The sequence below is a fragment of the Sellimonas caecigallum genome (genome assembly GCF_019754295.1).
GTDB lineage: Bacteria > Bacillota > Clostridia > Lachnospirales > Lachnospiraceae > Sellimonas > Sellimonas caecigallum.
Genome location: NZ_VIRV01000014.1, coordinates 39,412 through 66,406 on the forward strand (window position 1 = coordinate 39,412; position 26,995 = coordinate 66,406).

Genomic DNA, 26,995 nt, shown 5'->3' on the forward strand with positions numbered 1-26,995 from the left:
GTGAGGTTATGTAATGAAAAATGCAGTTAAGAAAGCAGCTAAAAAGTTGCTATATGGGCCTTTGTCCCCTATAGCTTTATCTGCCTTTAGCCTAATATCGGATCTAGAATATCGATATTTTAATAGTAAATGGAAAAAGCAAGGTTGGAAGAAACCAGATCAGGACGAGATTAACTTTGTATGCGAGAATGTAACAGTGATTTACAAATCATTTGAGCGTCAGAAGATGGCAAAGCGCTTGTATGAAAATTTACAAAGTTATTATCCAGGGATACGAGTAATTATAGCAGATGACAGTTCTGCACCTTTGGATTTGAAAGGGGATTCTCTTGAAGTTCTCCAGCTTCCATTTAATAGCGGCCTCAGCTATGGATTAAATCGTGCTCTGGAAAAAGTTCAAACGCCTTATGTCATGCGGATGGATGACGATGAACTTCTGACCGTTCGGACATGCCTGGGAAAACAGATACAGTTCCTCGAAGCTCATCCGGAAATAGATTTGGTTGGCTTTTGTACTTTGACAGCTATTCGATGTATGAATCCGGACAAAGAGGTAACCAAATTTACTTGCTTTAGTATGAAGGGAGCGCCAAAGCAGCTTCGTATTCCTCATATGACACAGATCGATGGAAATCATTTTGTGATGGGGAAAGTGCCAAACCTTTATGTTGCCAGAACAGATAAGGTAAGAGGGGTTGGCTGGGATGATAATATCAGGATGTTGGATCATCAGGATTTCTTCTGGCGGGCAGCGGGAAATATGGTTTCTGTTATTGCTCTGGGAACAGCGGTATTTCACTATCATAATCCTTTCCAACGACAATATCAGAAATACAGACAGGATGTGGAAAAGGACAGAGAATATATATCACAAAAGAGAATAGGTAAGTTACAAAAGTAGAAGAGAGTTCCTGCATACAATATTCAGTACACAGTATGCACGAACGCGGTTTGCCAGTAGATTACGGGGAAAATTCGGCAAGATGTTAGAAAATCTTTATCATATGTAATCCATGGAATGACGAATGACATGCAGATATAAAAGGACAACTTTACAGATAATTACAAATGCACAAAGCGAGGAGGAGTGAAATGTATACAAATATTATTATTAAAGTCATAGAATACAATTCCTTGACAATACTTGCTTTTAATATATTGGCTATAGTGTGTAATTACCTATATGGGAAAGCGAAGCATCGCAAAAAGGGGAAAAAGGTAAGAATTATATCTCTGTTTATGGGAATCGCTTTTTTCACTATAGTGTGCAACAGTATCGGATATGAATTAGGACGTCGACAAACGATAAATCTTATCCTGGTTTTTAATCTGCTTTGTATCTTAGCAATTATTCTAACGGCAGGTATATATATTGGTGCAGAAAAAGATGCAAAATACGGGGTCATGCGTTTTTTTGGTACATTTATGTGTGGTTACATGATATGCAGAATTATATTTTATATAATGAATCGTCAGTCAATTAGTGTAATTATTTCATCGCTTGCTTTAATCATTTTTGGATTATATAGAATATATTTTATGACAGAAGAGAGTTTAATATTGCGTTTTCGAAAATACAGGAAAGAACTCCATGAAGAAATGGAAGAATTCGATAAAGAACTAGAAGAAAAAGCTCAGAAAAGGATAGAAACTATGCCGGATTATAATGAGAGCAATAAAAAAGCGAAAGACGAGATTGACTGTGGCTTTACGTATGACGGAGAGTTTGTATTTGTTACCAAGGCATTTGTTGATGTATATATGTCCCCAGATGGAAGATATTTTAAGCGTGGATTTGGCGGGAAATTATATGAAGTTTTTAAATAATGCTTCAGGCAGTATAAAACAGCTCGGGAATTTATGATAAAATCATAGTATTAAAAAAAAACGGAGGACGAAAGAGATGACGTTATCACAGGAAGATGGACAGTTATATTATAAGCTTTGGATGCCGCTGCTTGATTTCGTAAACAGAACATATGGGGTAAACAAAAAATTGAAAAGTATGGCGGAAGCAAAAAATCTGGATCCTGTAGAAGTAAAAGAAGTTGCAAATAAACTTTGGTCAGAGATAGCGATCATAGACCGGTACATAAAAGAAAACCCGGAACTCCCGCAGGAACATAAGGACATTATTCAGGGGTGGAAACGGAGGATCCAGGGAAAGTTTATCATGGAACGGCATCTGAAAAAGGGTACAATCTTTATATCCATGGAGGATGAACAAGTATACCAGGTCAGCGGTATTATATCGAGCTGGGAAGAAATGTTTTACGGGGCGCCGATGCCTCTGATAGTCGAGGCAACGTTTATTCCATTCCGTGATGTGATCATATCAGACGGACTTGTTATGCCATACAACATCATGATCGGAGGCGGAATGAAACGGACGCTTAAGGATGTGTATATGGCTGCGAAAAAGAGTGGACAGATCCATCGTTCTCTTTGAGAGTGACATTGAGTAAGAAAAACATAAGAAATTACAGGTCAAAGGGCCTTTTCTTGATTTGGGAGGCGGGATAGAATGAAAAAGAAATGGAAAGAGCCTGAAATTTTGGTACAGAAATTTGTTCCAAATGAATATGTGTCGGCATGTGGAATTTTAGGAGATGGGTCAACGGGGCGAAGGAATGTGTGCGTGAAATCGATAAGTCCCCATGGGGATATCATTATCATTTCATAGACGTCACGAATCATTCCTGATAGTATTTTTGACCTATAGTTTAACGTTAAATTTACCCATTTACATACCTTTGGGCTGCAATGATTGACCGCTTGGCTGATCATTGCAGCCTCTTGACCTTTCAGGGGGAAAAGCTGTGGAGCGGCGTACGCTCCATGCGCAACATACACCGCTATGAGCTGACAACCCGTGGAAACAGCTAGTCTTCATAACTGCTGTTTCCATCAGTATCTGCTTCATAACCAGAATCATTGCTGTTGTCATTTCCGTAATTTGAATTACCGCTATTATCGTTTTGATAATTAGAATCGTTGTTGGAGGAAGAAGGCTGCTGTACCGGCTGAGAAGAAGGAGTCTCAGGTTGGGGCTTGTCGGATGGTGTGTCTTCGGCCGGTTCAGGTGTATCCGGAGCAGGGATAGTAATTGTCTGAGGCTCCGTAAGTGTTTGTTCAGCGTCGTCATCAGGAAGTTCCGCCACAATTTCTATAGTAATGGACTTATCTTTCAGATAGTTATTTAAATAAGTCTGCAGTTCCTCTTCTGTTTGTGAATTCCAATCTTTATTTTCCGAATCAGCCAAAAGCAGGATTTGTCCGCCTTCAGAAAGGAAATCTTTTTGTATTGCCAGAGCTGTAAGCTCGGAAGTAACAGTTTCTTTGTCTTTTCCTTTATACTCATAGCCGTCTATAAGCGTCTTACCGTCCGAATTTCGTCCGCTCAGATCTAATACACGTCCGGAACGGCTAAGTGTGAGTTCTATTTCCGGATTGATCTGCATCTGAACGGTTCCGTATGGTCGGAAGATGTATTGATATTCATATACGCCGAATACGAGCAGGGAAATGCAGGCTGCCATGCTGGCAGCAAATGTGATAATGTGACGGTGCTGCCGTTTCTTCTCGTCGGGATATTTTAGAGGAATAATGTTGGTAACGACATCTCCGGTCTGGTAACCGTGGTTAGCAGCTTTTATGAAACGTCCGTCATCGGACAGAAGGACCGCATATGCACTGTGAACTTCCATTACTAGATAAGATGTATCTTTTTTCATTTTTGACTCCATTTCTGTTATGGTTCATCGGTTTTTGTTAAGGGGACAGATGATAGAGATGTCCGCGGATGATTTCATATCCATTAGTAAATGCAAGCAAAATTGCAATCAGATATTTCCGGTGCCTTTCTATTGTTTTTTTATCTACTCCAGAGTGTTGTACAAGAGCTGTTATCGGAAGTTTTTTTGTATGTAGCATCTCATTAAGAAGATCCGGATTTTGTTTTGCGGCGGACAGGACTTTTTCACAGGCCTGTAAAGTTCGCTTCTGCCTTGGACAGTTGTCTGCCACCTCAGAAAAAGAAATTCCAAACGTAAGAAGCTGTCTTTCGAATTCTTCGATTTCTTCTTTTGCTGCGGCACGCTGGTGTGTCATTTCGATTTCATTTTTAGGATCCTCCAGATGGTCGATTTTCAGAGTATCTTCTTCGTCGTCCTGCAAAGGCTCGTGGAGGGAAACTACTTTTGCATGCCGCTTTTCTTTTCTGTAATAATCGATCAGCCGGTTGCGTATACCACGGGATGCAAATGCGAGAAAAGCTCCTCGCTTCCTTTCATAATTTAAAATCGCTTCGTAAAAGGCAAGCATCACGATGCTTAGTTCTTCGTCCTGCCCTTCGATGGGGGTCCGTTTAATGAATTTTATTGTTTCAGCACGGATAAACCCCATATACTGACGAATCAAAGCATCTGCCACTTCTGGATCTGTCTTGGCAGTGTATACTTGATCAGCAAGATCATGCAGTTCATTCATGAGTAATATCCTCCTATATTATAGAATACGAACTGGAATTTTTATTTTTAGGGTCAAAACTAAAATATTACACCCATTATATTTTTTCTTTGTTAAAAGCAGGTAATATATATGTTAAACATAGGTAAAATGTAAGACACGAAAAAAATTATCTATTATAATAAATGCAGCGGAAAAAAATATAAAAAAATTTTTGTTTCAACCCCGTTTTCCGGATTTTGCTTACGTATTCTAAATCATAATCAAAAACAAAATCAAAAGAGTAAAGGAGAAATGAATTATGAAGAAAAAACATTGTATTACGGTGCTTGCAGCAGTATTGACAGTTGGGCTTATGGGAGGAATCCTTGCAGGATGCGGAAGTAGGAGACAGGTGCAGGAACCGCAGAAACAACAGAGCCAGACAAATGAAAAGAGCGGAGTTATCTGTCTTAAAGTAAATCCGGAAATTGCAGTGTCTTATGATGAAAACGGAATGGTAACAAAAGTAGAGGGAAGAAACGATGACGGGAAGAAAGTGATTGCCCAATATGAAGGATATGAAGGAAAGGCATGCAGAGATGTCATCAGTGAACTTGTAGCGAAGATCAACGATGCCGGCTATTTCGTAGAAGAAACAGATCAGGAGAAAAAACAGATCACACTTGAAATAGAAGCCGGATCCTATCTTCCGGGAGATGATTTTCTGAAAAATATTGTGGCTGGCGTTCAGGAATATACAGCTTCCAAACAGTTGCCGAATTCAGTAGCCGTAGAAGGGGAAAGCAACTATGGATGGACAAATTACGGTGATACAGATTATGGCCCGGATAATGACGGAGTGACAGACTATAATGATACAGATTACGGCCCGAATAATGACGGAGTGACAGACTATAATGATACAGACTACGGCCCGAATAATGACGGAGTGACAGACTATAATGATACAGATTACGGCCCGAATAATGACGGAGTGACAGACTATAATGATACGGATTACGGCCCAAACAATGATGGTGTGACGGATTATAATGATACAGACTATGGTACAAATAGTGATGGTGTGACAGATTACAGTGCTCCGGCACAAAATCCGGCTCCGTCAACACCTGCACCATCAACTGGCGGAGATTCTGGATATGACGATGGAAATTCCGGATATGACGGCGGAAACTCCGGATATGATGATGGAAATTCCGGATATGACGGCGGAGATTCCGGATATGATGATTAAAAAAACACAAAGCATATTCAGACATGAATTAAAACATGTGATTACCCCGGCAGAAGACAGGTTGCTTTCAGAACGTCTCGGCAGGCTGTTCCCCCGCGACAGCCATGCCGGGAAGAGGGGAGTATATAATGTGAACAGCCTGTATTTTGATACGCCTAACGACAAAGCTCTTGTTGAAAAAATTGCAGGGGTAAGCAGCAGGGAGAAATTTCGGTTGAGATACTACGGAGAAGATCTGACTTTTTTAAGGTTAGAAAAAAAGATAAAAAAAGGCGGGTTATGTTCAAAACGGAGCGCCAATCTCACTTATGAACAGGCGGCAAGCTTGCTTGCGGGGGAAATTGCATTTCTTCTCGAGAGCGAAGATCCTCTTTTGATTGAGCTGTACAGCAAGATGAAAGGGGAACTCCTGAGACCAAAAACGATCGTAAGATACGAAAGAGAAGCATTTACATATATGCCGGGCAACGTGCGCATCACATTAGATCGGAAGCTTCATACAGGGCTTTACAACCTGGATTTTTTGAATACCAAAAGACGGTATATAGCTGCTGCGCCGGGCCACACTGTACTTGAAGTAAAATATGATGCTTTTTTACCGGATATTGTAAAGATGTCGGTGCAGATGCCGGATAGAAAGACAGGGGCATACTCCAAATATGCGGTGTGCCGAAAATATGATTGACGAAAGGTAAATAAGAGTATGACATTTCAGGATATCTTTAAATCCAGTTTTTTGGAACATGCAAACGCAGTACCGATTCTGGATATGACGTTGGCCCTTATCCTCGCATTTGCTCTTGGGCTGTTCATTTTCTTTATATATAAAAAAAGTTACTGTGGACTGATGTATTCCGCTTCTTTTGGAGTGACGCTCATAGCGCTTACATTGATCACAACCCTTTTGATTCTGGCTGTGACAAGCAATATCGTACTTTCACTTGGTATGGTAGGTGCACTTTCAATTGTCAGATTCCGGACTGCGATTAAGGAGCCGATGGATATCGCGTTCCTTTTTTGGAGCATTGCGGCGGGGATTGTTTTGGCGGCAGGTTTTCTGCCTCTTGCGGTATTTGGCAGCATGTTCATTGGAATTATACTTCTGGTATTTTCAGGAAGAAAAAATCTGGAGCGTCCTTATATCTTGGTAGTACATTGTCAGACAGACTCCCAGGAAAAAGAGGTGGAGCAGTATGTTAAAAGTCATGTAAAAGGACTTAAGCTGAAAAGCAAATCTGTATCGCCTGGGTGTATTGAATTAAATTATGAAGTACGTTTTAAAGAAGGGGAGTCGTCCTTCGTCAATGCAGTTGCTGAAATTGAAGGTGTGACGCAGACAGTACTTGTTTCTTACAATGGAGATTATATGGGGTAGCAAATATGCTGAAGCATAGATATATTGATATTATCTGTATCAGTACTGCTGTTGCAGCTTGCATTCTCACAGTTTTGTTTTTGTGCGGAGAAAGGTTGGGGATACGTCCGGCAAGTTCTGTACCAGATTACGCATCGCGTCTTTTTGATAACAGCTATGTACATTTGATTGATATAAAAATCAATGATTGGGAAAGATTTCTCGAAACGGCGTCAGAGGAAGAGTATACAGAATGTGATGTAGAGATTGACGGGGAATTATTTTCTTCCATCGGATTGCGTGCCAAAGGAAACAATTCTCTTAGACTTGTAGAAGAATATGGGCTGGATCGGTATAGCCTGAAGTTGGAATTTGACCATTTTCAGGATGGCAATACATATTATGGGCTGGACAAGTTCTCGTTGGATTCGTCATATCAGGATAATAGCTATATGAAAAATTACCTGGCTTATGACATGATGGCATATATGGGAGTGCCTGCGCCTTTGTGCAGCTATACAGAAGTAACAGTGAATGGAAAAGCTTGGGGGTTGTTTTTGGTGGTGGAAGAGCCGGAAGAGGCTTTCGCCAGACGTAATTATGGGACGGATCACGGTCAGCTTTACAAGCCGGACTACCGTTCTTTGGAAGAAGAAAATCGAGATGTGGCACTGCAATATATATCAGATGATCCGGCAGATTACGATAATATTTTTCGCAATGCAAAATTCAATGTAAAAGAAGAGGATAAAAAAAGATTGATCCAGTCATTGCGGACTCTGTCAGAAGGTAAGGATCTGGAGCTGGCAGTAAATGTGGATGAAGTGTTTCGCTATTTTGTCGTGCAGGTGTTTGTTGTAAACCTGGACAGCTATCTGGGACGTACAGGACACAATTATTTTCTGTACGAAAAAGACGGACTGATCAGTATGCTTCCCTGGGACTACAATCTTGCGTTTGCCACCTACTCTCTAGGGATGCCGAATCCAATCAATGACGCAGAGCTTTATGTCAACTATCCGATCGATACTCCCGGATCCGGAGAGATTATGATGAACCGGCCCCTATATCATAATCTTATGAAACAAGACAAATATTTTTCAAAGTATCATACTTATTTTAGTGACTTTATCAAGGGATATTTTGAAAATGGACGTTTTGAAAAAAAGATTGCCAGTACAATAAAGATGATTGCCCCGTATGTGAAAAAAGATGCGACAGCGTTCTGCTCTTATGAGGATTTTCTAACCGGGGCAGAGACCATTGGAAAATTTTGCTTACTTCGTGCAGAAAGTGTCAGAGCACAGCTGGAAGGAAAGATTCCATCCACCATACGAGGGCAGCAGAAAGATACGGAAAGCCGCGTAGATGCGTCGGACATCTGGCTGCCGGATATGGGAGAAATTGCGGATTTAGAGAAAGGCATGTAATTTCGCCATTCAATAAAAGATAGAAATTATGACGTATTATAGTGAAAGCTATAAAAAAAGAAGACGAGATTCACAGTCAAACTGGATTCCTGATTTTCAGAAAAATGAATACTTCAACAATGCAAAACCTTATCGATTTTCGGGTTGATTCCGAAAACCGGTAAGGTTTTTTATTGATGAATAGCTCTATCTGTCTGTCGGGTAAGCTATATTATTAAAAAGACCATTGATTAATGGGATAATGGAAATTGATAATATTTGAAATTGCCGAAAACAATGTCTCATTTTTTATATGTACTAGGAGAGAAGTTGATGTTTTTGATAAAAATATATGGATATATACGTGTTAGCAGTTATGATCAGAATGAAAATAGGCAGTTGGATGCACTGCAGGAATTGGATATTCCGGAGAAAAATATTTTTATAGATAAGCAGTCTGGAAAAAATTTTAAACGTTCGCAGTATAAGCAGCTCGTACGAAAATTAAAAAAGGACAATCTGCTCTATATCAAGAGCATTGATCGTCTGGGACGCAATTATACAGAGATACTTGAGCAATGGCGTTTACTGACGAAGAAAAAAGGAATTGACATTGTAGTTTTGGACATGCCACTTTTAGATACCCGCAGAGGAAAAGATCTGATGGATAGAATAAAGAACGGGAATAAGTTTCATTTTGAGCGGTAAAACAAAAGTTTTATCGCTTTTTCTTTTGAATCAATAAAGCTGCCTTGACACGTGTTTTGATATTTGCTAGTATAATCTCGATTTGGGAAAAAGTTTCTTTAATAAAACAGGAAGAAAGGGTTTTATGAAAAGAAATCATGGGAAAAAATCAAGACATATTCTAATGATAATCATTCTTTTGCTTGTATGCATCGCAGCATATATCGGCATCGATATATGGAAATCTTCAAATGCACTTATTGTAAGAAAATACGCGGTTTCTTTGGAAAACTGTAAAACTGCAATCAGAGCTGTCGTCATTTCAGACCTTCATAATCATTCATTTGGCGCTCAAAATAAGAAATTGGTGGAAATGATATCACAACAGAATCCGGACTTGATACTGATGGCCGGAGATATGCTAAACGAGGATTCCAAATCTTCAGAAGTCCCGGTTGCCCTTGTGCGGGAACTGGCACAGATAGCTCCAGTGTTTTATGGACTGGGCAACCACGAAATCGCGTATATGGAAGACGCCCCTGTGGATTTGTCTGAGGAGCTGACACAGGCCGGTGCAATTGTACTTGACAAAAAATTTGTGGATGTGAAAATACAGGGAGAAAACATACGGATTGGTGGCCTGTATGACTATGCATTTGGAAACAATGGGGACAATGACGCCATGGCAGCGCCGCAGGATATCAAAGATTTTCTGACAGAGTTTGGGCAGACAGAGGATGTGAAGATCATGATTTCCCATCGCCCGGACAGCTTTATTTTCGGGGATGCAAGCACTGTGTGGGATGTGGATCTGGTTGTGAGCGGCCATAATCATGGCGGACAGATTGTCATTCCGTTTTTGGGAGGACTCTACGGCGGCGATCAAGGGTGGTTTCCTGAATATATCCATGGAATTTATGAAAAAGATCAGCTGCAGCTTTTTGTGACAAGCGGTCTCGGAAGCGAAAAACAGATTCTTCCAAGAATGAACAATCGTCCCGAAGTGGCTTTGTTGGAGATAAAGCCGGAAAAATAGACAAGAATCAAAAGAGAAGAGTGGGGATACAAGATGAAGATAAGAGAAAATCTTATGCTGTGCCGGCTGGGAGAAGAATTCGTGATTGTTTTTGCAGATAAAAAAGGCGACAGTCCTCGTGATCCTATAGTGCTGAATCAGATGGAATCAGTGTTTTGGAAAATGTTCCGAAAAGGAATGACGCCAGACGCAATCAGGCGGCAGATCCAGGAGGAGTACGATGTGGAACCGGATGTTTTGGAGGCAGACTGGGAGGAATTCCTGGAAAAATTAAGGGCAAACAAAATGCTGGATGAAATAGACTCATAAGTTGTTTGGCACGGGAGGAATCGCAGTATGGGGTTAAATGATACAGTGAGAGTAGACAAAACTGGGCCGGTTGAGGAGATGATCGAACGTTCGGCTGTAATTTGCCTGTATGGAATATCAGGTATCGGAAAGAAAACATTAGTACGGATGATGCTGGAAAAACATTCCGAAGTGTATCCGCTCATTTGTTCCATGGAAGACTTGTCTCCGGTTCCGCGGGAGGAGAGGCAGGGAAAAGCATGTACATGGTACCTTGTAAGGCCTCTGGAGGAACGTCCGTATCCGGGGCTAAATGAAAAATTCTGGGATTTTTTGCGGAAAGTGCCTCGGGAAGACAAAGTTATCCTGGCGACAGGAGGGAAGCTGCCGGAGGAGCTGCTTGAATTTTTCTGGAACGGAGTGATGGATATTGTCTATCCAAATACATTCTGGTTTACGAGAACAGAGACATATCGCTATATCAAAGCACAGAAAAGCAGGCTGGACTGCGAGCAGGCCTACCGCTTTACCGGAGGGTGGGCAGGATGCCTTGCCCTGATGGTAAGGATATTGCGGCAGTATCCGGACAGATGGTCAACAAAGGAACTTTGGAGCCGATATGAAATCCGGCAGTATATCCGGAAGCAAATTCTGGATCGTCTCCCGGAAGACGAGAAAAAGCTGCTGCAGGAGAGGGCCGCTTTTCCGAGACTGGATCGTGAGCTTGTAAGTCTTCTATGGGAGGATGCACAGGAAGAGCTGGAGGAGAATCTGTTTGTCCGGGGGATCATGGTTTTTGTTCCGGAACAGAAGTACTGGTACATTCAGCCCATCATCCGCCTGGAAATTCCTGCCGTCATTGATGAAAAGAGATGCCAAAAGGCAATCTGGTGGTATGAAAAGAAAGGATATGCTGCGGAGGCCATAGAATGCTGCCTGAGGATGAAAGATCAGGCCAGACTGAGGGAATGCCTGATACGAAATTTCACAAAGGTTCCCTTTTTGCCATATTTGCCGAAGCTCGATGTGGGCAGACCGGATACTCCGGAATTATTTTATATTCGGTGGATGGAAGTATTCTTTCGCCAGGATACCGCGGAGATGCGAAAATGGTATAAAAGAGCAGAAGCATGTCTGAAGTGGGCGGAAAGAACGGGCAGACAGCGGGAGATGTGGAAAGAAGTATTTTTCAACATCGCATACACCAACCCGGAGATTTCTATGGATGAATGGATGGGTTTACTGGAAAAGCTGATAGATCCGGGAAAGCCGATCCGCCTCTACGATATGCCAGGGGAAGCAGTCTCTTGGCTTAGTGGTCTTAGAGATCTCTCTGAATTGTTCTCCAAATCGAAAGAGCAGGAATCCCATTACAGAAAAGTGTGGTTTGCTTGCCTTTCAGAGGAAAATAGGCTCGGATACGAAATCGCCCGCACAGAATACTTGTATCAGACAGATCAGATCGCAAGGGAACCTGAAAGAGCGCTGAACCTTCTGCCTTTACAGTCTTCCTGGAAGATTCGTGTAGGCATCCTCTTTTTGATGTATCTCTTTGTGGAGGGATCCAGGGAAAAAGGCATCATCTCAGAAAAAATGGGACCATTGCTGGAATCTCTGAAACACGAGGAGGATGAAATCTGCCGCTACAACTCCATGTCATTGTACTATCTGGCAGAAGCCCGGGCAGGAGAAAAGGAACATCTTGTTCGCTGGTTTCGGGATACCGGCGGAGAGATTGTAAATAAAGCAGGAAAAACAAAACTGCATCTGATGGCTGCCGTCAAAGTGCATCTCTTTCTGGGAAACTATGATGCGGCAAGAAAGGCGTTGGACTTATTTTTGCCTTATGTGGAAAAAAACAAGATATGGAAGTACTGGGCGGAAGCTCTCTTTCAAAGGGCGCTCGTTGAAAAAGAACTAGGAAGCGACACGGCAGCTATGCGGTACCTTGCCGAGTCCTTTCGGATCGCGGAGCCATTCCGATATGTCTATATTTATATCGGATATGGAAAGAAAGGAGAAAAGCTTCTTTGTGACTACAGGGAATGGGTGGAGGCTGGAACAGTCACTGTGCAGAAAAGAAAAAAGAAGTATTACTACCGCAACGTCAAGACGATGCCGCTCCTTGACTGGCTGGACTTTATTATAAGAAAAGCAGGGAAAAATCAAGGGAAATATCTCGAGGAGCGCATGGGCGGAAAGCGGCAGGAAGTTCTGACGGAAACAGAGAAACTCATTTTTCAATACCTGGATCGCGGATACAGCAATTCTGAAATCGCGGAAAAGATGAATGTAAAGATTACGACAGTAAAGAGCCATATTTATAATATCTACAAAAAACTAGGGGTGTCCACCAGAGCACAGGCTTTGAGCATTGGAAAGGAACGGGAAATATATTAAAAATTATGAGAGATTTCTCATACTTAAGTATGAGGAGCCTCTCTTTTTTTTGCGCTAAAATTTTCTATATTTCAGGAAGTCGGAGGCAAAGCAATGAAACTCCGGCTTCGATTTATTTCTGGATGTTTTTGGAAAATATTTCCACAACAGATAAAAACAAGGCAGAACAAGAAAGACGGAAAAGAGTGGTGCAATATGGAAAAAGAGATGAAAAACAGAAAATTTCTCGAAGCGCTTCGCTTGTATCTTGCAGGACAGAAGGCGAATTGGAATGAGACATGGACAGAAGGCGAATGGATAGAGTTTTTTAAACTGTGTGAGGAGCAGCAAGTACTCCCAATGATATACGATACAGTGTATACTTGTCCGGCTTTCCAGACGCTGCAGCAAGGGACAGTTCAGATGATCAAAAGCCGTATGCTCCGGAAAGTGATGATCCAGACAATGAAGACAGAAGAATTCCTTGTTCTGTATAGAAAACTTGCAGATCAGAGAGTGACCCCGCTTGTGGTCAAAGGGATCATCTGCCGGAATCTGTATCGGGATCCGGATTATCGGACTTCCAGCGATGAAGATCTGCTTATCCCAAGAGAGCAGTTTTCGAAATGTCATGAAATCTTTACGGAAAATGGCCTGCTTTGCCCAAATTCAGAGGAAAATATTTGGGAAGCCGGAGAAGTACCTTATGTAAAAAAGAATTCCGCCCTTTATATCGAATTACATAAAGAACTTTTCCCATCGGAATCGGATGCATATGGCGATTTCAACTCCGTGTTTGATGAAGTATTTGAAAAGAAAATGTCATGCCAGATCAACGGTATGGAAGTATTTACTTTAAGTCCGACAGACCACCTTTTATATTTGCTTCTGCATGCATTTAAACACTTTTTGCACAGCGGCTTTGGTATCCGCCAGGTATGCGATATCGTGATGTTTGCCAATACATATGGTTCTCAGATTGACTGGGAGGAAGTACTGGAGAAATGCAGAAGATTTCATGGTGATCTCTTTGCCGCCTCTTTGTTCGATATAGGGGAAAAAGAGCTGGATTTTGACAGAGAAAAGGCCTGCTATCCGGAAAGTTGGATATCTCTGGAAGCAGATGGAAAAGACCTTCTGGAGGATCTGTTGGACGCAGGTGTGTTTGGAGACGCTACCATGAGCAGAAAGCACAGCAGCAATATGACGCTTCAGGCGGTAACCGAAGATAAAAAAGGACAGACTGCAAAAGCTTCTCTCATGCATTCCCTTTTTCCAGAAAGAGAATATATGGAACGGACTTATACATATATAAAGAGACATCCATTCCTTCTGCCTGTGGCATGGGTACAGCGCATATTCCATTATATCAGGGAGACGGGAAAAATAAGTGAGAACAGCGCTATCGAATCAGTCCAGATAGGAAACAAAAGAATAGGACTGCTGAAGAAATATAAGATCATACAGTGATCTTCATCTCGGCTCTTCATTTTTCTCCAAAGTTTTGTGAGGGAGGAATTGGAAACCATATCTTGTTGACGATTCGCTCAGAACCAATTATAATAAAAACAGTTAGGACAAATGACACAAAGCAGGAGTACATAACAGATGAGGATTGTAAAAGAGTTCATTATGCGCACCGTCGCAGGGGAGACGATTCTTGTACCGACTGGAGCTACGGCGGAAGAGTTTAACGGGATGCTGACTTTGACGGAGACAGCCAAGGTCATCTGGGAAAATTTGGAGAAAGTAGACAGCCTGGATGAGATGGTGCATGTGCTGACAGAGCAGTATGAGGTTGATGAGAAGACCGCAAAGCAGGATACGGCGGCACTTATCTCCGAATTGCTGCGTATCGGTTTCATCGAATGCACAAAAGAAGACAGAACATGGTAACTTCAGGTATGTGGAGAGGAAAAGAAAACGATGAAATCAGCATTGAAAAAGCTTGACTTCTTCGTGTACTAAGAGTATAGTTAAAAAGTAATAGATGTAAAAAAAGAGGTTTTACAATAGAAAGTTTTCAAAGACAAGGAGTGGAAGATTATGAAAAGAGAGTATGTAAGGCCAATGATGAGAGGGGAAGTATTTGCGGCGAACGAGTATGTTGCTGCATGTGGTGACAGCGGAGTTGTATATAACTTTGAATGTAATGCTGGGAAGCGGAGAAACAGTTATAATGTGTATTTTGCAGATGGTACGCCTTATGCATCGTCAAATGACGACGAAGAGTATTATTCTAGATTCACAGGATATCATCCATGTTATGAAACACATAAGGCAGAATCGGACAGTGGCTTTAGAGACGGATATATGTATCTTCAGGATTGGTGGGGGGATAATACAGGGGAGCGTATTGATGTAGTAATTTGGACAGAATATGGAAGAAATGTACATTGTACAACAAATCTTGATGAGGATAAATGGGAAACAGCCAAATCTTGATAAATACATAATAAATGATAGACCGGAACGTGTTCCGGTCTATTTTCAGTTAAGGATTACACTGAAACTGGAAGCAACAACAATAGGAGGACTACAGATATGGATCTGATGGAAGATACAACGACTGTGGAGCGGATGCTGCTGGATCAGGCCAGACGGACAAGGACTCCCGCCAACGGGAGTATTGAGCTTCTGCCTCTTTGCAACATGAATTGCGACATGTGCTATGTCCGATTAAGCAGGGAGGAGATGGAGCAAAAAGGGAGGATGCGCACTGCGGATGAGTGGCTGGAGATCGGACGCCAGATGCAAAAAAGCGGCGTGCTGTTTCTCCTTTTGACAGGCGGAGAACCGCTGCTGTTCCCGGAGTTCAAAAAAGTGTATCTTGGACTGCGGAAGATGGGAATGATCCTTACGGTCAATACCAACGGAACTTTGATAGACGAGGAATGGGCGGCGTTTTTTGGCGCCTATCGGCCAAGGCGGATCAATATCACGCTGTACGGGACGGAGGAGGAGACATACCGGGATCTCTGCCATTATCCAGGCGGATTTGAAAAGACCATTCGGGCGATTCGCCTCCTGCGGGAACATGGGGTGGATGTAAAAGTGGGCGGAAGCCTGACAAAAGAGAATGCGAAAGACCTGGATAAGATTCTGGATATGGAAGAGGAACTTCAGGTCCCGGTACGGATCGACACATATATGATGCCTGCAGAGCGGGAGCGGAGCGCACCGTTCGATATGCAGGCGCGTCTCAATCCGGAAGATGCGGCCAGAGCAAGGGTTCATGCTTTGAAGCGAGAGATGGGGCCGGAGCTGTTTCCTCAGTATGTGCGGCAGTCCATCGAGCAGGCGGAGAGGGAGCAGACGGAACCGGGGGCTCCGAGACCTGTAACGTGCATGGCAGGCCGGTGTTCGTTTACCATCAACTGGCAGGGAGAGATGCGCCCGTGCGTCATTATGACGGAACCGGCGGTTTCCGTGTTTGAGGTAGGATTTGAAAAAGCATGGCAGTATATCGTGGAAGAAACTGACAAGATTTTTTTAAATTCCAGATGCAGTGTATGCCGGCTCAGACATTTGTGCAGAACGTGCGCGGCTGCAGCTCTTCTTGAGGAAGGAAGTTATGGCAGTGTGCCGGAGTATTTATGCCGCTATGCGGAAGAGTCGCTGCGGCTTTTGAAAATGGAACAGGAGGAAATGGAAGATGGAGAGGACTGAGACATTTCAGATTGGCGATTTTTGCTTTCAGATTCGGTATCCGAAGGAGATTACTCCTCCGCCGAATTTCATGCTGTTTCGGAAAGAGGGGGCAGCTCCGGAGTACGAATACGAGATCCAAATCCGTTCTGATTTTCCAAAGGCCGCAGGACGGCAGACGGCGATGAGGCCGGATCTGGCCGTATTTACAGATGGGAACCGGGAGATGCGGTTCATCGGAGTGAAAGGTACGGAGGGATATTATGCCTGCTATGAGGAGACGACGGACAGATCGGCCCGGATTTATCTGGATCCGGCTCGCCTGGGAGGGCTGAATATCGATCCGGTGTTCTCTTCCCTGCTGGCGCTGGAGAGGCGGCTGATTTTGAGAGACAGCCTGATCCTCCACTGTGCCTATGTGGAATATAAGGGAAAGGCCATCCTTTTTTCCGCCCCGTCGGAGACAGGAAAAACTACCCAGGCCAACCTGTGGGAAAAGTACCGGGGAAGCCGGACGGTCAACGGGGATCGGGGACTGCTCACGAGAAAAGGAAATGAATGGATCGTGCAGGGGTGGCCGGTGTGCGGTACATCCGAAATCTGTGAGAATAAGACGATGCCGGTCCGGTCCATCGTCATGCTGGAGCAGGCGAAGGAAGATCACGCAAGACTGCTCGCAAAAGGGGAGGCATTCTCCCTGCTCTACAGACAGATTACTATCAATCGGTGGAATACGCAGGCCCATATGTACGCCATGGATTTGATCGAAGACGTGCTGTCCCACATTCCGGTATATCAGCTTGGGTGTACGATATCCCGGCATGCGGTAGACTGTCTGGATGATGCAATGCATCTGTCATGTTGACATTCGTGATGATAGAACGTATACTAGTCTCGTAATTTTATTTTGAACAGCAAAGTGAGGGACTTATGCAGGAAGAAGAAAAAGAGCAGAAGTCCCCGTCTTTCGAATCGCTGGACATTTTGATTTCCAGGTGGAAAGACGGGACTTTTTCAGAGATTATAGACGACTGGAAGTGGATTTTCAGTTACAGCGCAAGGTACAAGGGGGCTATTGCGTTTTATACGTTTCTCGGGATTTTCAGCACGTCCATGGGACTTGTCAGCAGCGTGGCCAGCAAATATATGATCGATATCATTACCGGCCACGAGATGAGCAAGCTTTGGGTCATGGTCCTGATCATGGTGGGAAGTTCCGCTTTCAGTCTGCTGTTTAGCAGTATTATCAACCGAATTTCCGCAAAGCTCAGTATCGATATCAACAACGACATTCAGGCGGACATTTTTGACAAGATCGTCGATGCAGACTGGCTTTCCTTGAATCAGTATTCGAATGGGGATATTCTCAACCGATTTAACGGAGATATCGGGACAGTCAGCAGCAATGCCATAAGCTGGCTTCCGACGATCCTCATCGCCATATACAATTTCATCGCTACGTTTTTCGTGATTCTCCATTACGACTGGATCATGGCTGTGATCGCGCTTGGAAGTGCGCCGTTCATGCTTTTGATGTCCCGGTTTACTATTAAGAAGCAGAGAGATTACAGCAAGAAGGTACGGGAGATGAGCAGTGATTTGACGACTTTTGAGGTGGAAGCTTTTTACAATTTTGATACCATCAAGTCTTTTGGCGTGGCGGATCATTACAGCAAAAAGATGCGCTGGTGGCAGAGAAAATTCCGGGACATCAGCCTGAAATACAATCTGTTTACCATCAAGACGAATATTTTCCTGTCCATCCTCGGTATGATCGTACAGTTTACGGCGTTTGGCTATTGTCTGTTTCGGCTTTGGACCAACGACATCACTTACGGGACGATGACGCTGTTTTTGCAGCAGAGGAGCAATCTTTCATCCGCTTTCAATAAAGTCGTTTCGATTATTCCGTCTTTCCTGAACAGCTCGGTATCGGCACACCGGATCCGTGAGCTGGTAGAGCTTCCAAAGGAAGTTCATATTCCGGAAAGCGGAAGTATGGATCAGTATGTGGAGGATGGGTTTGAGATTTCCATGCAAAACGTGAACTTTTCCTATGTGGATGGTGCGAAAGTCATCACGGATTCCGCCTTTAAAGCTTCTCCGGGAGAGATCGTAGCTTTGGTTGGTCCGTCAGGAGAGGGGAAGACGACGATGATCCGTCTCATCCTTGGACTGATCCGCCCGCAGGAGGGAGAAGTCGATATGGTGGCGGCCAACGGATCCAGGATCCGGATGAATGCGGAGACAAGACATCTGTTTGCCTACGTGCCGCAGGGAAACACCATTATATCCGGAACCATTGCGGAGAATATGCGTCTTGTGAAGGAAGACGCAACGGACGAAGAAATTGTGGAAGCGCTGAAGATCGCGTGTGCGTGGGATTTCGTGGAAAAGCTTCCGGATACGATCAACGCAAATCTGGGAGAGAGGGGCCGCGGACTTTCCGAAGGACAGGCCCAGCGGATTGCCATTGCAAGAGCAGTGCTCCGGGATGCGCCGATCCTTTTGTTGGATGAGGCTACGTCGGCTCTTGATGTGACGACAGAGAGAACGGTACTGCGAAATATCGTAAAACAGCATCCGAACAAAACATGTATCGTGACGACGCACAGGCCGAGTGTTCTGAATCTTTGCCAGAGAGTTTACCGTGTTATGGAGACAAAGGTTACAGAGCTGAGTGAAGAAGAATCAAGCCGTATGGCCATGGATTTTTAAAGGAGCAGAAATGATGGAGACAAAGATTGTCGACACAAGGGAATATGTATCTGTACTTCGGGAGCTGGCGGAGACAGGGAAGGTCGTTTCTATGCAGATTGCAGGGAGCAGTATGGCTCCCTTTCTCATTCACCGGAGGGATTTCATTTTCTTTACAAGGCCGGACCGGGAACTAAAGCGCGGAGACATGGTGTTCTATCAGCGTAAAGACGGGCGGTATGTGATGCATCGGATTTACAGAAAAACGCCCGAAGGATATTATATGATAGGGGACGGACAGACGGAGATCGAAGGGCCGCTGGACAGGAATCAGATTTTTGCCCGTGTCATTAAAGTAAAGCGAAAAGGGAAAACGATGGAGGCGGGAAATTTCTGGTGGGAATTTTTCGAACATGTATGGATTCGAGTGATTCCGCTGCGCAGGATTCTTTTGTCCATATACAGTATCAAAAACAGGATGAAGTTCGGATAAAAAATGGTAGAAAGTGCAGGTTGTTACAGGCGGCAATTCTGTGATATAATAGGAAACGATTGAATAAAAGAAAGCAGAACAAGGAAGATGACATGATAGATATACACACACACATTCTGCCAGGGCTGGACGACGGCGCACAGGATTTATACGATACAATTGAGATGGCGGTTATGGCATATGAGAGTGGTACGACGGATATCGTTGCCACACCCCACTGCAATATTCCGGGAATCTTTGAAAATTACTTCGGAATCCGCTATGCGGAAGCGTTTCGCTCGGCGAAAAGGGTTCTTGAGAAAGAGCAGATCCCCATCAATCTCATGCCTGGGATGGAAGTGTTTGCTACATCGGATCTTCCGCGGCTTTTATCGGACGGAAAGATCATGACGATCAATCGGACAAAGTATGTTTTGATGGAGTTTGATTTTGAGGAGGATCCGGATTTCACTTTTTATATCCTGGAAAGGACATTGGATGTCGGGGCAAGGCCTATCGTCGCCCATGCGGAACGGTATCGCTTTGTACAGGGCGATCCAAAGATTGTTGAAAAGTGGCGTGAGATGGGGATCCGTATTCAGGTCAATAAAGGAAGCTTTCTTGGCAGGTTCGGGAGCCGGGCCCGGCATACGGCTTACTTCCTCCTGGACCATGGCCAGATCACGTCTATAGCAAGCGACGCCCACGGGGTAGAGAGAAGGACGACGGATATGGCGGAGGTATATGATTTGCTTTTGGAAAATTATCCTGAGAAATATCTGGATTTGCTGTTTCAGATCAATCCCAGACTGATTTGCGCAGGGCAGAATACGAAACGGTTTAGCGGAACGATGCATAAAAGAGAGAAAATGTAGCAGGGAGCAGAAGACATGAGAAAAGTAAGGTTAGCAGTTGTGGTTTTGTTTGTATTGTCGCTGATTGGATTGGGCGGTTATATTGTTTTTGACAAGATTACCCGGGATACGACGCCGCCGGTCATGAGCTGCGACTCGGAAAGCATTACGGTCAGTGTGGAGGCGGACGAAAAGGAACTTCTGAAAGGAGTCAGTGCACGGGATAACAAGGATGGAGATCTCACGGATTCTGTGCGGATCGCATCTATGTCCCGATTTACAGAAAATGGCAAGAGGACCATTCGATACGTAGTATTTGATTCGTCTAACAATGCGGCGGAGATCAGCAGAGAAGTCCAGTATACGGACTATACTCCTCCGCAGATACAGCTAAGCAAGGCACTTCGTTATAAGGAGGAAGACCTGAAAGAGCTGGATATGGGGGCAGGAATGACGGCCACGGATTGTCTGGATGGGGATATTACGAACAAGATACGTGCAGGTTTAAATGATGACGTCTATATCGATGGCCCAGGCACATATGCGCTTACAGCGCAGGTAAGCAACAGCGCAGGAGATACATGTGTCGTTCCGCTGGAGCTTACCGTCGTAGATTCGGAAAACCGGGATGAAGGCCTGAGGTATTATCCGATGCTTTCTCAGTATATCGTTTACACAAAGAAAGGACAGAAGATCGATCCGGCTTCTTATCTTCAAGGACTGGAACATAACGGAACAGGATATTTCTTTGGGGACAGAGGACTTAGCGATGCGGACGCCGGGGATGTGTCTGTAAATGATCAGACGGATTACAACACTCCGGGGACATATACAGTGGAATATACATATACTTCCAAAGACGGCATCACAGGAACGACTAAATTGACGGTAGTAGTGGAGGAGTAAAGTCATGGAAAAGAATGCGAATGACAATATAACCCAATATTGGAATGAAAACAAACTGGAGCCGGTCACGCTGATTCATGATATCCTTGTGAACTGGTGGGTTATTCTGCTTGGAGCGATAACGGCTGCTATGATTGCGTTCGTGGCATCCAATATGCTGTATGTTCCGCAGTACACTACATCTGCAACGTTTGCGGCAGTGTCCAGAAGTGGCGCCGGATCCTATTCATCACTCGGGAATGCAAACAGTATGGCGGAGACTTTTGGAAAGATTATAAAGAGTTCTTCCATGCAGAAGATCCTTCAGAAAGAGCTTGGGAAAAATGAGATTGATGCGGATATTCAGACTTCCCTTGTAGGGGAGACAAACCTTCTGGAACTTCGGGTTACTTCTTCTTCCCCAAGAGAGGCCTTTGATGTGATCAACACGATTATGGAGCATTATTCGGATATTTCCTATTATTCTCTTGGAAGTGCGATTTTGGAACCGCTGCAGGAACCGGGAATTCCGCTTTCCCCGACCAATCCGTTAAATGCAAACTCTATGAGTAAAAAAGCATTTCTGGGTGCGGGTGTTCTTCTCGTCCTTTTGTTTGCAGTTCTTTCTTATCTGAAAGACACAGTCAAGAGAGAAGATGAGGTGGAAAGCAAACTGGATGCAAAAAGCCTTGGCGCGATTCCATTTGAATATAAGTATAAATCAATTTCCGATCTGATCCACAGAAAAAAAGAGGGACTGTTGATCAACAACCCATTGGCAGGATTCGACTTTGTGGAAAGTAATAAAAAGATGGCGTCTCGTGTAGAGTACCAGATGGAAGAAAGCAAAGCGAAAGTGCTTGTCGTGACCAGTGTATCTGAGAATGAAGGAAAATCTACGGCTGCCGCGAATCTGGCCATTACTCTGGCAGAAAAATCAGGCAGGGTGGTCATCATAGACGGGGACCTCAGACGACCATCTCAGTTCCTGCTTCTCGGGAAACGGGTACCGGAAGAAAAAGAGCTGGGCGAATATCTGAAAGGAAATCTTCAGATGAGGGACGTTTTGATGGAAAGTAATTTCCCGGGACTGATCTATATAGGCGGTAAGAACTGCTATTCGTCTTCCACAGAACTTGTTCAGAACGGAAAACTGGAAGAACTGATCAAACAGCTGCGCAGTCAGGTAGATTACATCATCATTGACAGCCCTCCGGCGGGGATTATCGGAGACTCAGAAATCTATGCTTCCTATGCGGACGCAGTGATGCTCGTATCAAGGCAGAATTATATTTTGGCAGAAGACATCAACGATACGCTTGACCGGTTCCGTGATTTGAAATGCCGTGTGATTGGGGTTGTATTAAACGGTGTGATGACATTCGGCGGTTTTACAAGTGCAGCAGTGGGCAAGTACAGCAAATATGGATATGGTAGATATGGAAAATATGCAAAATACACGAAAATGCACCGGAATGGAGAATAAGACGAAATGAGTGAAAGAAGCGAATTGACAGAGAATGAAAAAATCAGTGAAGCGGAAAAAATTGATATTGTCAGTGTGATTTCCGACTTCTTATATGGAATAAAAAGACTATGGTTTCTGATGATCATTCTGATCGTGGGATTTGCGGCCTATTCCTATTTTTCCACTAGCGTTTCTTATGTGCCGCAGTATGTTGCGTCTGCTACGATGACAGTCACAACACCAACCGGAGGCGGAGGGTATGTTGATGCGAATTCCGCCGCGCAGATGGCGGAAGTATTTCCGTATATACTTGAAAGCGGAGCACTGCAGGAAGTGGTGGCCCAGGAGATGGGGGTAGATGCAATCCAGGGATCTATCAATGTCACTGCAGAGGAAGGAACAAATCTTCTGACTATCTCTGTAACCTCCGGAAATGCGCAGATGGCGTATGACACATTGCAGCAAGTCATTGAATCGTATCCGCAGGTCGCAGAATTTGTCCTTGGGGAGACAAAGCTGGAAGTCCTGGATGAGACAGGGGTGCCGAAAGATACACAAAAGCAGACAGTGATCCGTGGATCTTACAAAAGAGGTGCTTTGAAAGGTGCCATTGTCGCTTTTGTGATTTTATGTATCTATGTACTGAGCAGAAGAACGGTAAAATCCAAAGATAGGCTGAAACAGTATATCAATCTTCCGGATATGGGCAGCATCCCCTTCATAAAAGCGAAGAAAAGACGGAAGAACAGAAAAAATGCGGAACTTTCTCTCCTAAATGAACGCATCCCGTCACATTACACGGAATCTATACGTAAACTGCGGCTTAGAGTTCTAAAAGAAATGGAAGATCAGAATCTGAAGACGCTTCTTGTGACAAGTTCAGTGCCGGGCGAAGGGAAAACCACTCTGGCTGTTAATTTGGCCGTCTCTCTTGCAAAACAGGGGAAAAAAGTGATTTTGGTAGACTGTGATCCACGTAATCCTTCTGTTGCAGCTTTGATGGGAGAAGAAAAGGAACACCCGGGAATCGGAGAAGTCCTGAGGGGCAATGTTTCGTTGACAGAAGCATTGACGAAGGTGGATCTCCCGGAGGGAACAATGCTTGTCCTTTTCGGAGGAAAGCCAAGGCAGGCGGATGCCTCCCTTCTTGGAAAGAAAGAGATGAGGAAACTTTTAAGTACAATGTCCAAAAGTGCGGACTATGTCATTCTTGACACGGCGCCGGCGGAATTGCTGGCCGATGCCGCTATGTTGGCGAGACATGTTGACGCAGCGCTCTACGTGGTAAGATACAATTATACAAAACTATCTAAAATTAGAAGCGGTATCCAGACACTGAATATGAGCAGTCTTCATATGCTGGGTTATGTTTTTAACGGCGATTTAAGTGAAAAAGGAAAACGATACGGCTACGGATATGGTGGATATGGCTATGGATATCGTCATTACGGATATTATGGGCAGAGAAAAGGTAAGAAAGAAGATAAGTCAGGCCGTGTTATAAAAGAATAAGGAGCAGTATGAATAGAAGACGTCGAGTTTTGAAACTCGACGTCTTTTTGTGTCCATTGTTTTGCTCTTGAAACAGATCTTCTTTTTAAAATCAATAACCGGCATTGTGAAGTGATAAAAATGACAAAAAAGTGGTAAAAAAGAGTCATCCAATATATGGAAAATATGGAAAATGTTGGTTGACAAAAATATAGGGGGGGGGGTAGAATGAAAGTGTTTAAATATGTGCTGAAGGTATCGCACGGTGGCATATCGGAACAGACAGACTATTACTGTGATACAGCAATATTTAAACAGAAATATCATTCCTTGAAATTATGAAAAAGTAGAGGGAGAAAATTAGGAGGAGATACTAGATGTACAGGAAAAAGTTGATGCGTGCATGCATCACAGCTATTCTGGCAGCTTCTGTGGCAGCTACAAGTGCACCGGTTACACTTGCGGCAGATGCGAATGCGGCTTCTGTGGCAGAACAGAACACAGCAGATGAAAGCAGCCAGGAAACCGTCTCTATGAAGATACAATTCATAGATGGCAACGGCGATGTTGTCGCTGGCGGAGATTACTTTGTACCGGCAGGAGTACAGAATTATTCTGTGCTTGCACAGTATGTACCGGAGGGCTACAAGATAACAGAAAGCGGTGACTTCTTCGCAGAACAAGGTGGAAAACTTGAAGTGAATGTTTGGCTGTATGTTACGATGAACATTCAGTTCAAATGTGGAGAAGAAGTAATCGCCGGCGGCGACTATGAGGTGCCGGCTGGATGGCAAAAGTTTTCCGAACTGGAACAGTATCTGCCTGAAGGATATCAGTTCAAAGAAGACGGCGGTTTCTTCGGATCTGACGGACAGAAACTGGTTATTGATGTAGAGAAGATCCAGAAAGATGTCACGATGAACATCCAGTTCAAGGATGGCGACGAAGTGGTAGCCGGCGGCGACTACACAGTACCGGAAGGAGTACAGAACTACTCTGTACTGGAACAGTATGTGCCGGAAGGATATGAAATGACAGTATCCGGTGATTTCAATGCAGAAGACGGCGGCAAACTGGAAGTCAGCATCAAAAAGATCCAGAAAGATGTTATCATGAACATCGTCTTCAAAGACAGCGAAGGCAACAATGTTGGAGGCGGAGATTACTTCCTCCCGGAAGGAGTACAGAACTACTCCATCTTAGAAAAGTATGTACCGGAAGGATATCAGATGACAGCATCTGGAGACTTTATGGTAACAGAAGGAGAATCTCTGGATGTAACTGTAGAGAAGATCCAGAAAGATGTCACGATGAACATCCAGTTCAAGGATGGCGACGAAGTAGTAGCAGGCGGCGACTACACAGTACCGGAAGGAGTGCAGAACTATTCTGTACTGGAACAGTATGTGCCGGAAGGATATGAAATGACAGTATCCGGTGATTTCAATGCAGAAGACGGCGGCAAACTGGAAGTCAGCATCAAAAAGATCCAGGAAGATGTAAGGATGAACATCGTGTTTAAATGTGGGGACGAAGTGATCGCGGGCGGCGATTACATGGTTCCGGCAGGAGTTCAGAATTACTCTGTATTGGAAAGCCTTGTACCGGAAGGATATCAGATGACAGTGTCCGGTGACTTCTATGCAGAAGAAGGCGGCAAACTGGAAATCAATATCGAAAAGATCCAGAAAGATGTGATCATGAATATCCAGTTTAAGGATGGCGATGAAGTGGTAGCAGGTGGAGACTACTTCGTACCAGAAGGAGTACAGAACTACTCCGTACTGGAGCAGTACGTACCGGAAGGATACGAAATGACAGTATCCGGCGACTTTATGGCAGTGGAAAATGGGGACCTGACTGTTCCTGTTCAGAAAATCAATAAAGAAGTCATCATGAACATTCAGTTCAAAGACGGCGATGAAGTGGTAGCAGGCGGCGATTACATGGTTCCAAGAGGAGTTCAGAACTACTCTGTATTGGAAAAATACGTACCGGAAGGATACGAAATGACAGTATCTGGCGACTTCATGGCAGAAGAAGGCGCACATCTGGATGTAAGCGTAGCAAAGAAATCCAAAGTTGTCATCATGAACATCGTGTTCAAAGATGGTGATGTGATCGTTGGTGGCGGAGACTACTTCGTACCGAAGGGAGTTCAGAATTATTCTGTACTGGAACAGTACGTACCGGTAGGATACAAGATGACAGTATCTGGCGACTTCATGGCAGAAGAAGGCGGCAAACTGGAAGTCAGTGTAGAAAAAGTAGAAAAAGATGTAATCATGAATATCCGTTTCATGGACGGAGATGAGTTCATCGCAGGTGGAGACTACTTTGTACCGGAAGGAGTAAACAACTACTCTGTACTGGAACAGTACGTACCGGAAGGATACAAGATGACAGTATCCGGTGACTTCATGGCAACAGAAGGCGGAAAACTGGATGTCAACGTAGAGAAGATCAATAAAGAAGTCATCATGAACATCCGTTTCATGGAAGGCGATAAATTCATCGCAGGTGGAGACTACTTCGTACCGGAAGGAGTAAACAACTACTCTATCCTGGAACAGTACGTACCGGAAGGATACAAGATGACAGTATCTGGCGACTTTATGGCGAC

The 26,995-nt window shown here is 43.9% G+C and carries 25 protein-coding genes and 1 pseudogene; 24 read left to right on the plus strand and 2 right to left on the minus strand.

Annotated elements, in window-relative coordinates:
- The first annotated feature begins 13 nt into the window (after nucleotides 1-13).
- From FLB61_RS09615 to FLB61_RS09630, 4 genes are all read left to right on the plus strand, one after another.
- Entirely contained in the window at nucleotides 14-901 is an 888-nt protein-coding gene (locus tag FLB61_RS09615; RefSeq protein ID WP_221920002.1) for a glycosyltransferase, read from the plus strand.
- Nucleotides 902-1,092: 191 nt separating this feature from the next.
- A complete protein-coding gene (locus FLB61_RS09620) occupies nucleotides 1,093-1,827 on the plus strand; it encodes a hypothetical protein (protein ID WP_221920003.1) in 735 nt (244 codons plus the stop codon).
- 76 nt (nucleotides 1,828-1,903) lie between these two features.
- Entirely contained in the window at nucleotides 1,904-2,449 is a 546-nt protein-coding gene (locus FLB61_RS09625; RefSeq protein WP_221920004.1) for a hypothetical protein, read from the plus strand.
- 75 nt (nucleotides 2,450-2,524) lie between these two features.
- Complete coding sequence (locus FLB61_RS09630; protein ID WP_221920005.1) at nucleotides 2,525-2,683, plus strand: hypothetical protein; 159 nt, start codon at nucleotides 2,525-2,527, stop codon at nucleotides 2,681-2,683.
- Nucleotides 2,684-2,882: 199 nt separating this feature from the next.
- On the opposite strand, the gene FLB61_RS09635 is transcribed toward FLB61_RS09630, so the two are convergent.
- Nucleotides 2,883-3,734, minus strand: a complete 852-nt coding sequence (locus FLB61_RS09635; protein WP_221920006.1) for an anti-sigma factor domain-containing protein — start codon at nucleotides 3,732-3,734, stop codon at nucleotides 2,883-2,885.
- A 37-nt stretch (nucleotides 3,735-3,771) separates the two neighbouring features.
- Nucleotides 3,772-4,488 carry a sigma factor gene (locus FLB61_RS09640; protein WP_221920007.1) on the minus strand — a complete coding sequence of 239 codons (717 nt, stop codon included), beginning with the start codon at nucleotides 4,486-4,488 and terminating at the stop codon, nucleotides 3,772-3,774.
- Between the two features lie 280 nt (nucleotides 4,489-4,768).
- Here FLB61_RS09640 and FLB61_RS09645 point away from each other — a divergent pair, with 280 nt between their 5' ends.
- The 20 genes and pseudogenes from FLB61_RS09645 to FLB61_RS09740 all read left to right on the plus strand — a co-directional run.
- A complete protein-coding gene (locus FLB61_RS09645) occupies nucleotides 4,769-5,704 on the plus strand; it encodes an MSCRAMM family adhesin SdrC (RefSeq protein WP_221920008.1) in 936 nt (311 codons plus the stop codon).
- Nucleotides 5,610-6,389 (plus strand): polyphosphate polymerase domain-containing protein, encoded by a 780-nt coding sequence (locus FLB61_RS09650; RefSeq protein ID WP_246599189.1) that lies wholly within the window; start codon nucleotides 5,610-5,612, stop codon nucleotides 6,387-6,389. The genes FLB61_RS09645 and FLB61_RS09650 overlap by 95 nt, the downstream gene beginning before the upstream one ends.
- Before the next feature lie 18 nt (nucleotides 6,390-6,407).
- The gene (locus tag FLB61_RS09655) at nucleotides 6,408-7,079 is read left to right on the plus strand and encodes a DUF4956 domain-containing protein (RefSeq protein ID WP_221920009.1); all 672 of its coding nucleotides are present in this window, start codon (nucleotides 6,408-6,410) and stop codon (nucleotides 7,077-7,079) included.
- Between the two features lie 5 nt (nucleotides 7,080-7,084).
- Nucleotides 7,085-8,488 (plus strand): CotH kinase family protein, encoded by a 1,404-nt coding sequence (locus FLB61_RS09660; RefSeq protein ID WP_221920010.1) that lies wholly within the window; start codon nucleotides 7,085-7,087, stop codon nucleotides 8,486-8,488.
- A gap of 312 nt (nucleotides 8,489-8,800) precedes the next feature.
- Nucleotides 8,801-9,133, plus strand: a pseudogene (locus FLB61_RS09665) (recombinase family protein); the annotation flags it as partial.
- A 166-nt stretch (nucleotides 9,134-9,299) separates the two neighbouring features.
- Nucleotides 9,300-10,190 (plus strand): metallophosphoesterase, encoded by an 891-nt coding sequence (locus tag FLB61_RS09670; RefSeq protein WP_221920011.1) that lies wholly within the window; start codon nucleotides 9,300-9,302, stop codon nucleotides 10,188-10,190.
- Nucleotides 10,191-10,223: 33 nt separating this feature from the next.
- Nucleotides 10,224-10,499, plus strand: coding sequence for a PqqD family protein (locus FLB61_RS09675; protein ID WP_221920012.1), 276 nt, complete (start codon nucleotides 10,224-10,226; stop codon nucleotides 10,497-10,499).
- A 27-nt stretch (nucleotides 10,500-10,526) separates the two neighbouring features.
- Entirely contained in the window at nucleotides 10,527-12,878 is a 2,352-nt protein-coding gene (locus tag FLB61_RS09680; protein WP_221920013.1) for a helix-turn-helix domain-containing protein, read from the plus strand.
- A gap of 195 nt (nucleotides 12,879-13,073) precedes the next feature.
- Nucleotides 13,074-14,327, plus strand: a complete 1,254-nt coding sequence (locus FLB61_RS09685) for a nucleotidyltransferase domain-containing protein (RefSeq protein WP_221920014.1) — start codon at nucleotides 13,074-13,076, stop codon at nucleotides 14,325-14,327.
- 138 nt (nucleotides 14,328-14,465) lie between these two features.
- Entirely contained in the window at nucleotides 14,466-14,753 is a 288-nt protein-coding gene (locus FLB61_RS09690; RefSeq protein ID WP_221920015.1) for a PqqD family protein, read from the plus strand.
- 150 nt (nucleotides 14,754-14,903) lie between these two features.
- Complete coding sequence (locus FLB61_RS09695) at nucleotides 14,904-15,302, plus strand: hypothetical protein (protein WP_221920016.1); 399 nt, start codon at nucleotides 14,904-14,906, stop codon at nucleotides 15,300-15,302.
- Between the two features lie 99 nt (nucleotides 15,303-15,401).
- Nucleotides 15,402-16,526, plus strand: coding sequence for a radical SAM/SPASM domain-containing protein (locus tag FLB61_RS09700; RefSeq protein WP_221920017.1), 1,125 nt, complete (start codon nucleotides 15,402-15,404; stop codon nucleotides 16,524-16,526).
- Nucleotides 16,513-17,370 (plus strand): hypothetical protein, encoded by an 858-nt coding sequence (locus tag FLB61_RS09705; protein WP_221920018.1) that lies wholly within the window; start codon nucleotides 16,513-16,515, stop codon nucleotides 17,368-17,370. Before FLB61_RS09700 ends, FLB61_RS09705 begins: the two co-directional genes overlap by 14 nt.
- 65 nt (nucleotides 17,371-17,435) lie before the next feature.
- Entirely contained in the window at nucleotides 17,436-19,223 is a 1,788-nt protein-coding gene (locus FLB61_RS09710; protein WP_221920019.1) for an ABC transporter ATP-binding protein, read from the plus strand.
- A 10-nt stretch (nucleotides 19,224-19,233) separates the two neighbouring features.
- On the plus strand, nucleotides 19,234-19,695 hold the full coding sequence (locus FLB61_RS09715; protein ID WP_221920020.1) for a S24/S26 family peptidase: 462 nt from the start codon (nucleotides 19,234-19,236) through the stop codon (nucleotides 19,693-19,695).
- 92 nt (nucleotides 19,696-19,787) lie between these two features.
- The gene (locus tag FLB61_RS09720; protein ID WP_221920021.1) at nucleotides 19,788-20,549 is read left to right on the plus strand and encodes a tyrosine-protein phosphatase; all 762 of its coding nucleotides are present in this window, start codon (nucleotides 19,788-19,790) and stop codon (nucleotides 20,547-20,549) included.
- 15 nt (nucleotides 20,550-20,564) lie between these two features.
- A complete protein-coding gene (locus tag FLB61_RS09725; RefSeq protein ID WP_221920022.1) occupies nucleotides 20,565-21,434 on the plus strand; it encodes an HYR domain-containing protein in 870 nt (289 codons plus the stop codon).
- Nucleotides 21,435-21,438: 4 nt separating this feature from the next.
- Nucleotides 21,439-22,899: a polysaccharide biosynthesis tyrosine autokinase gene (locus tag FLB61_RS09730; protein WP_221920023.1), complete on the plus strand. Its 1,461-nt coding sequence runs from the start codon at nucleotides 21,439-21,441 to the stop codon at nucleotides 22,897-22,899.
- Between the two features lie 6 nt (nucleotides 22,900-22,905).
- Nucleotides 22,906-24,393 carry a polysaccharide biosynthesis tyrosine autokinase gene (locus tag FLB61_RS09735; protein WP_221920024.1) on the plus strand — a complete coding sequence of 496 codons (1,488 nt, stop codon included), beginning with the start codon at nucleotides 22,906-22,908 and terminating at the stop codon, nucleotides 24,391-24,393.
- Nucleotides 24,394-24,749: 356 nt separating this feature from the next.
- Nucleotides 24,750-26,995: hypothetical protein (locus FLB61_RS09740; RefSeq protein ID WP_221920025.1), on the plus strand; the 2,246-nt coding region annotated here is incomplete at its 3' end.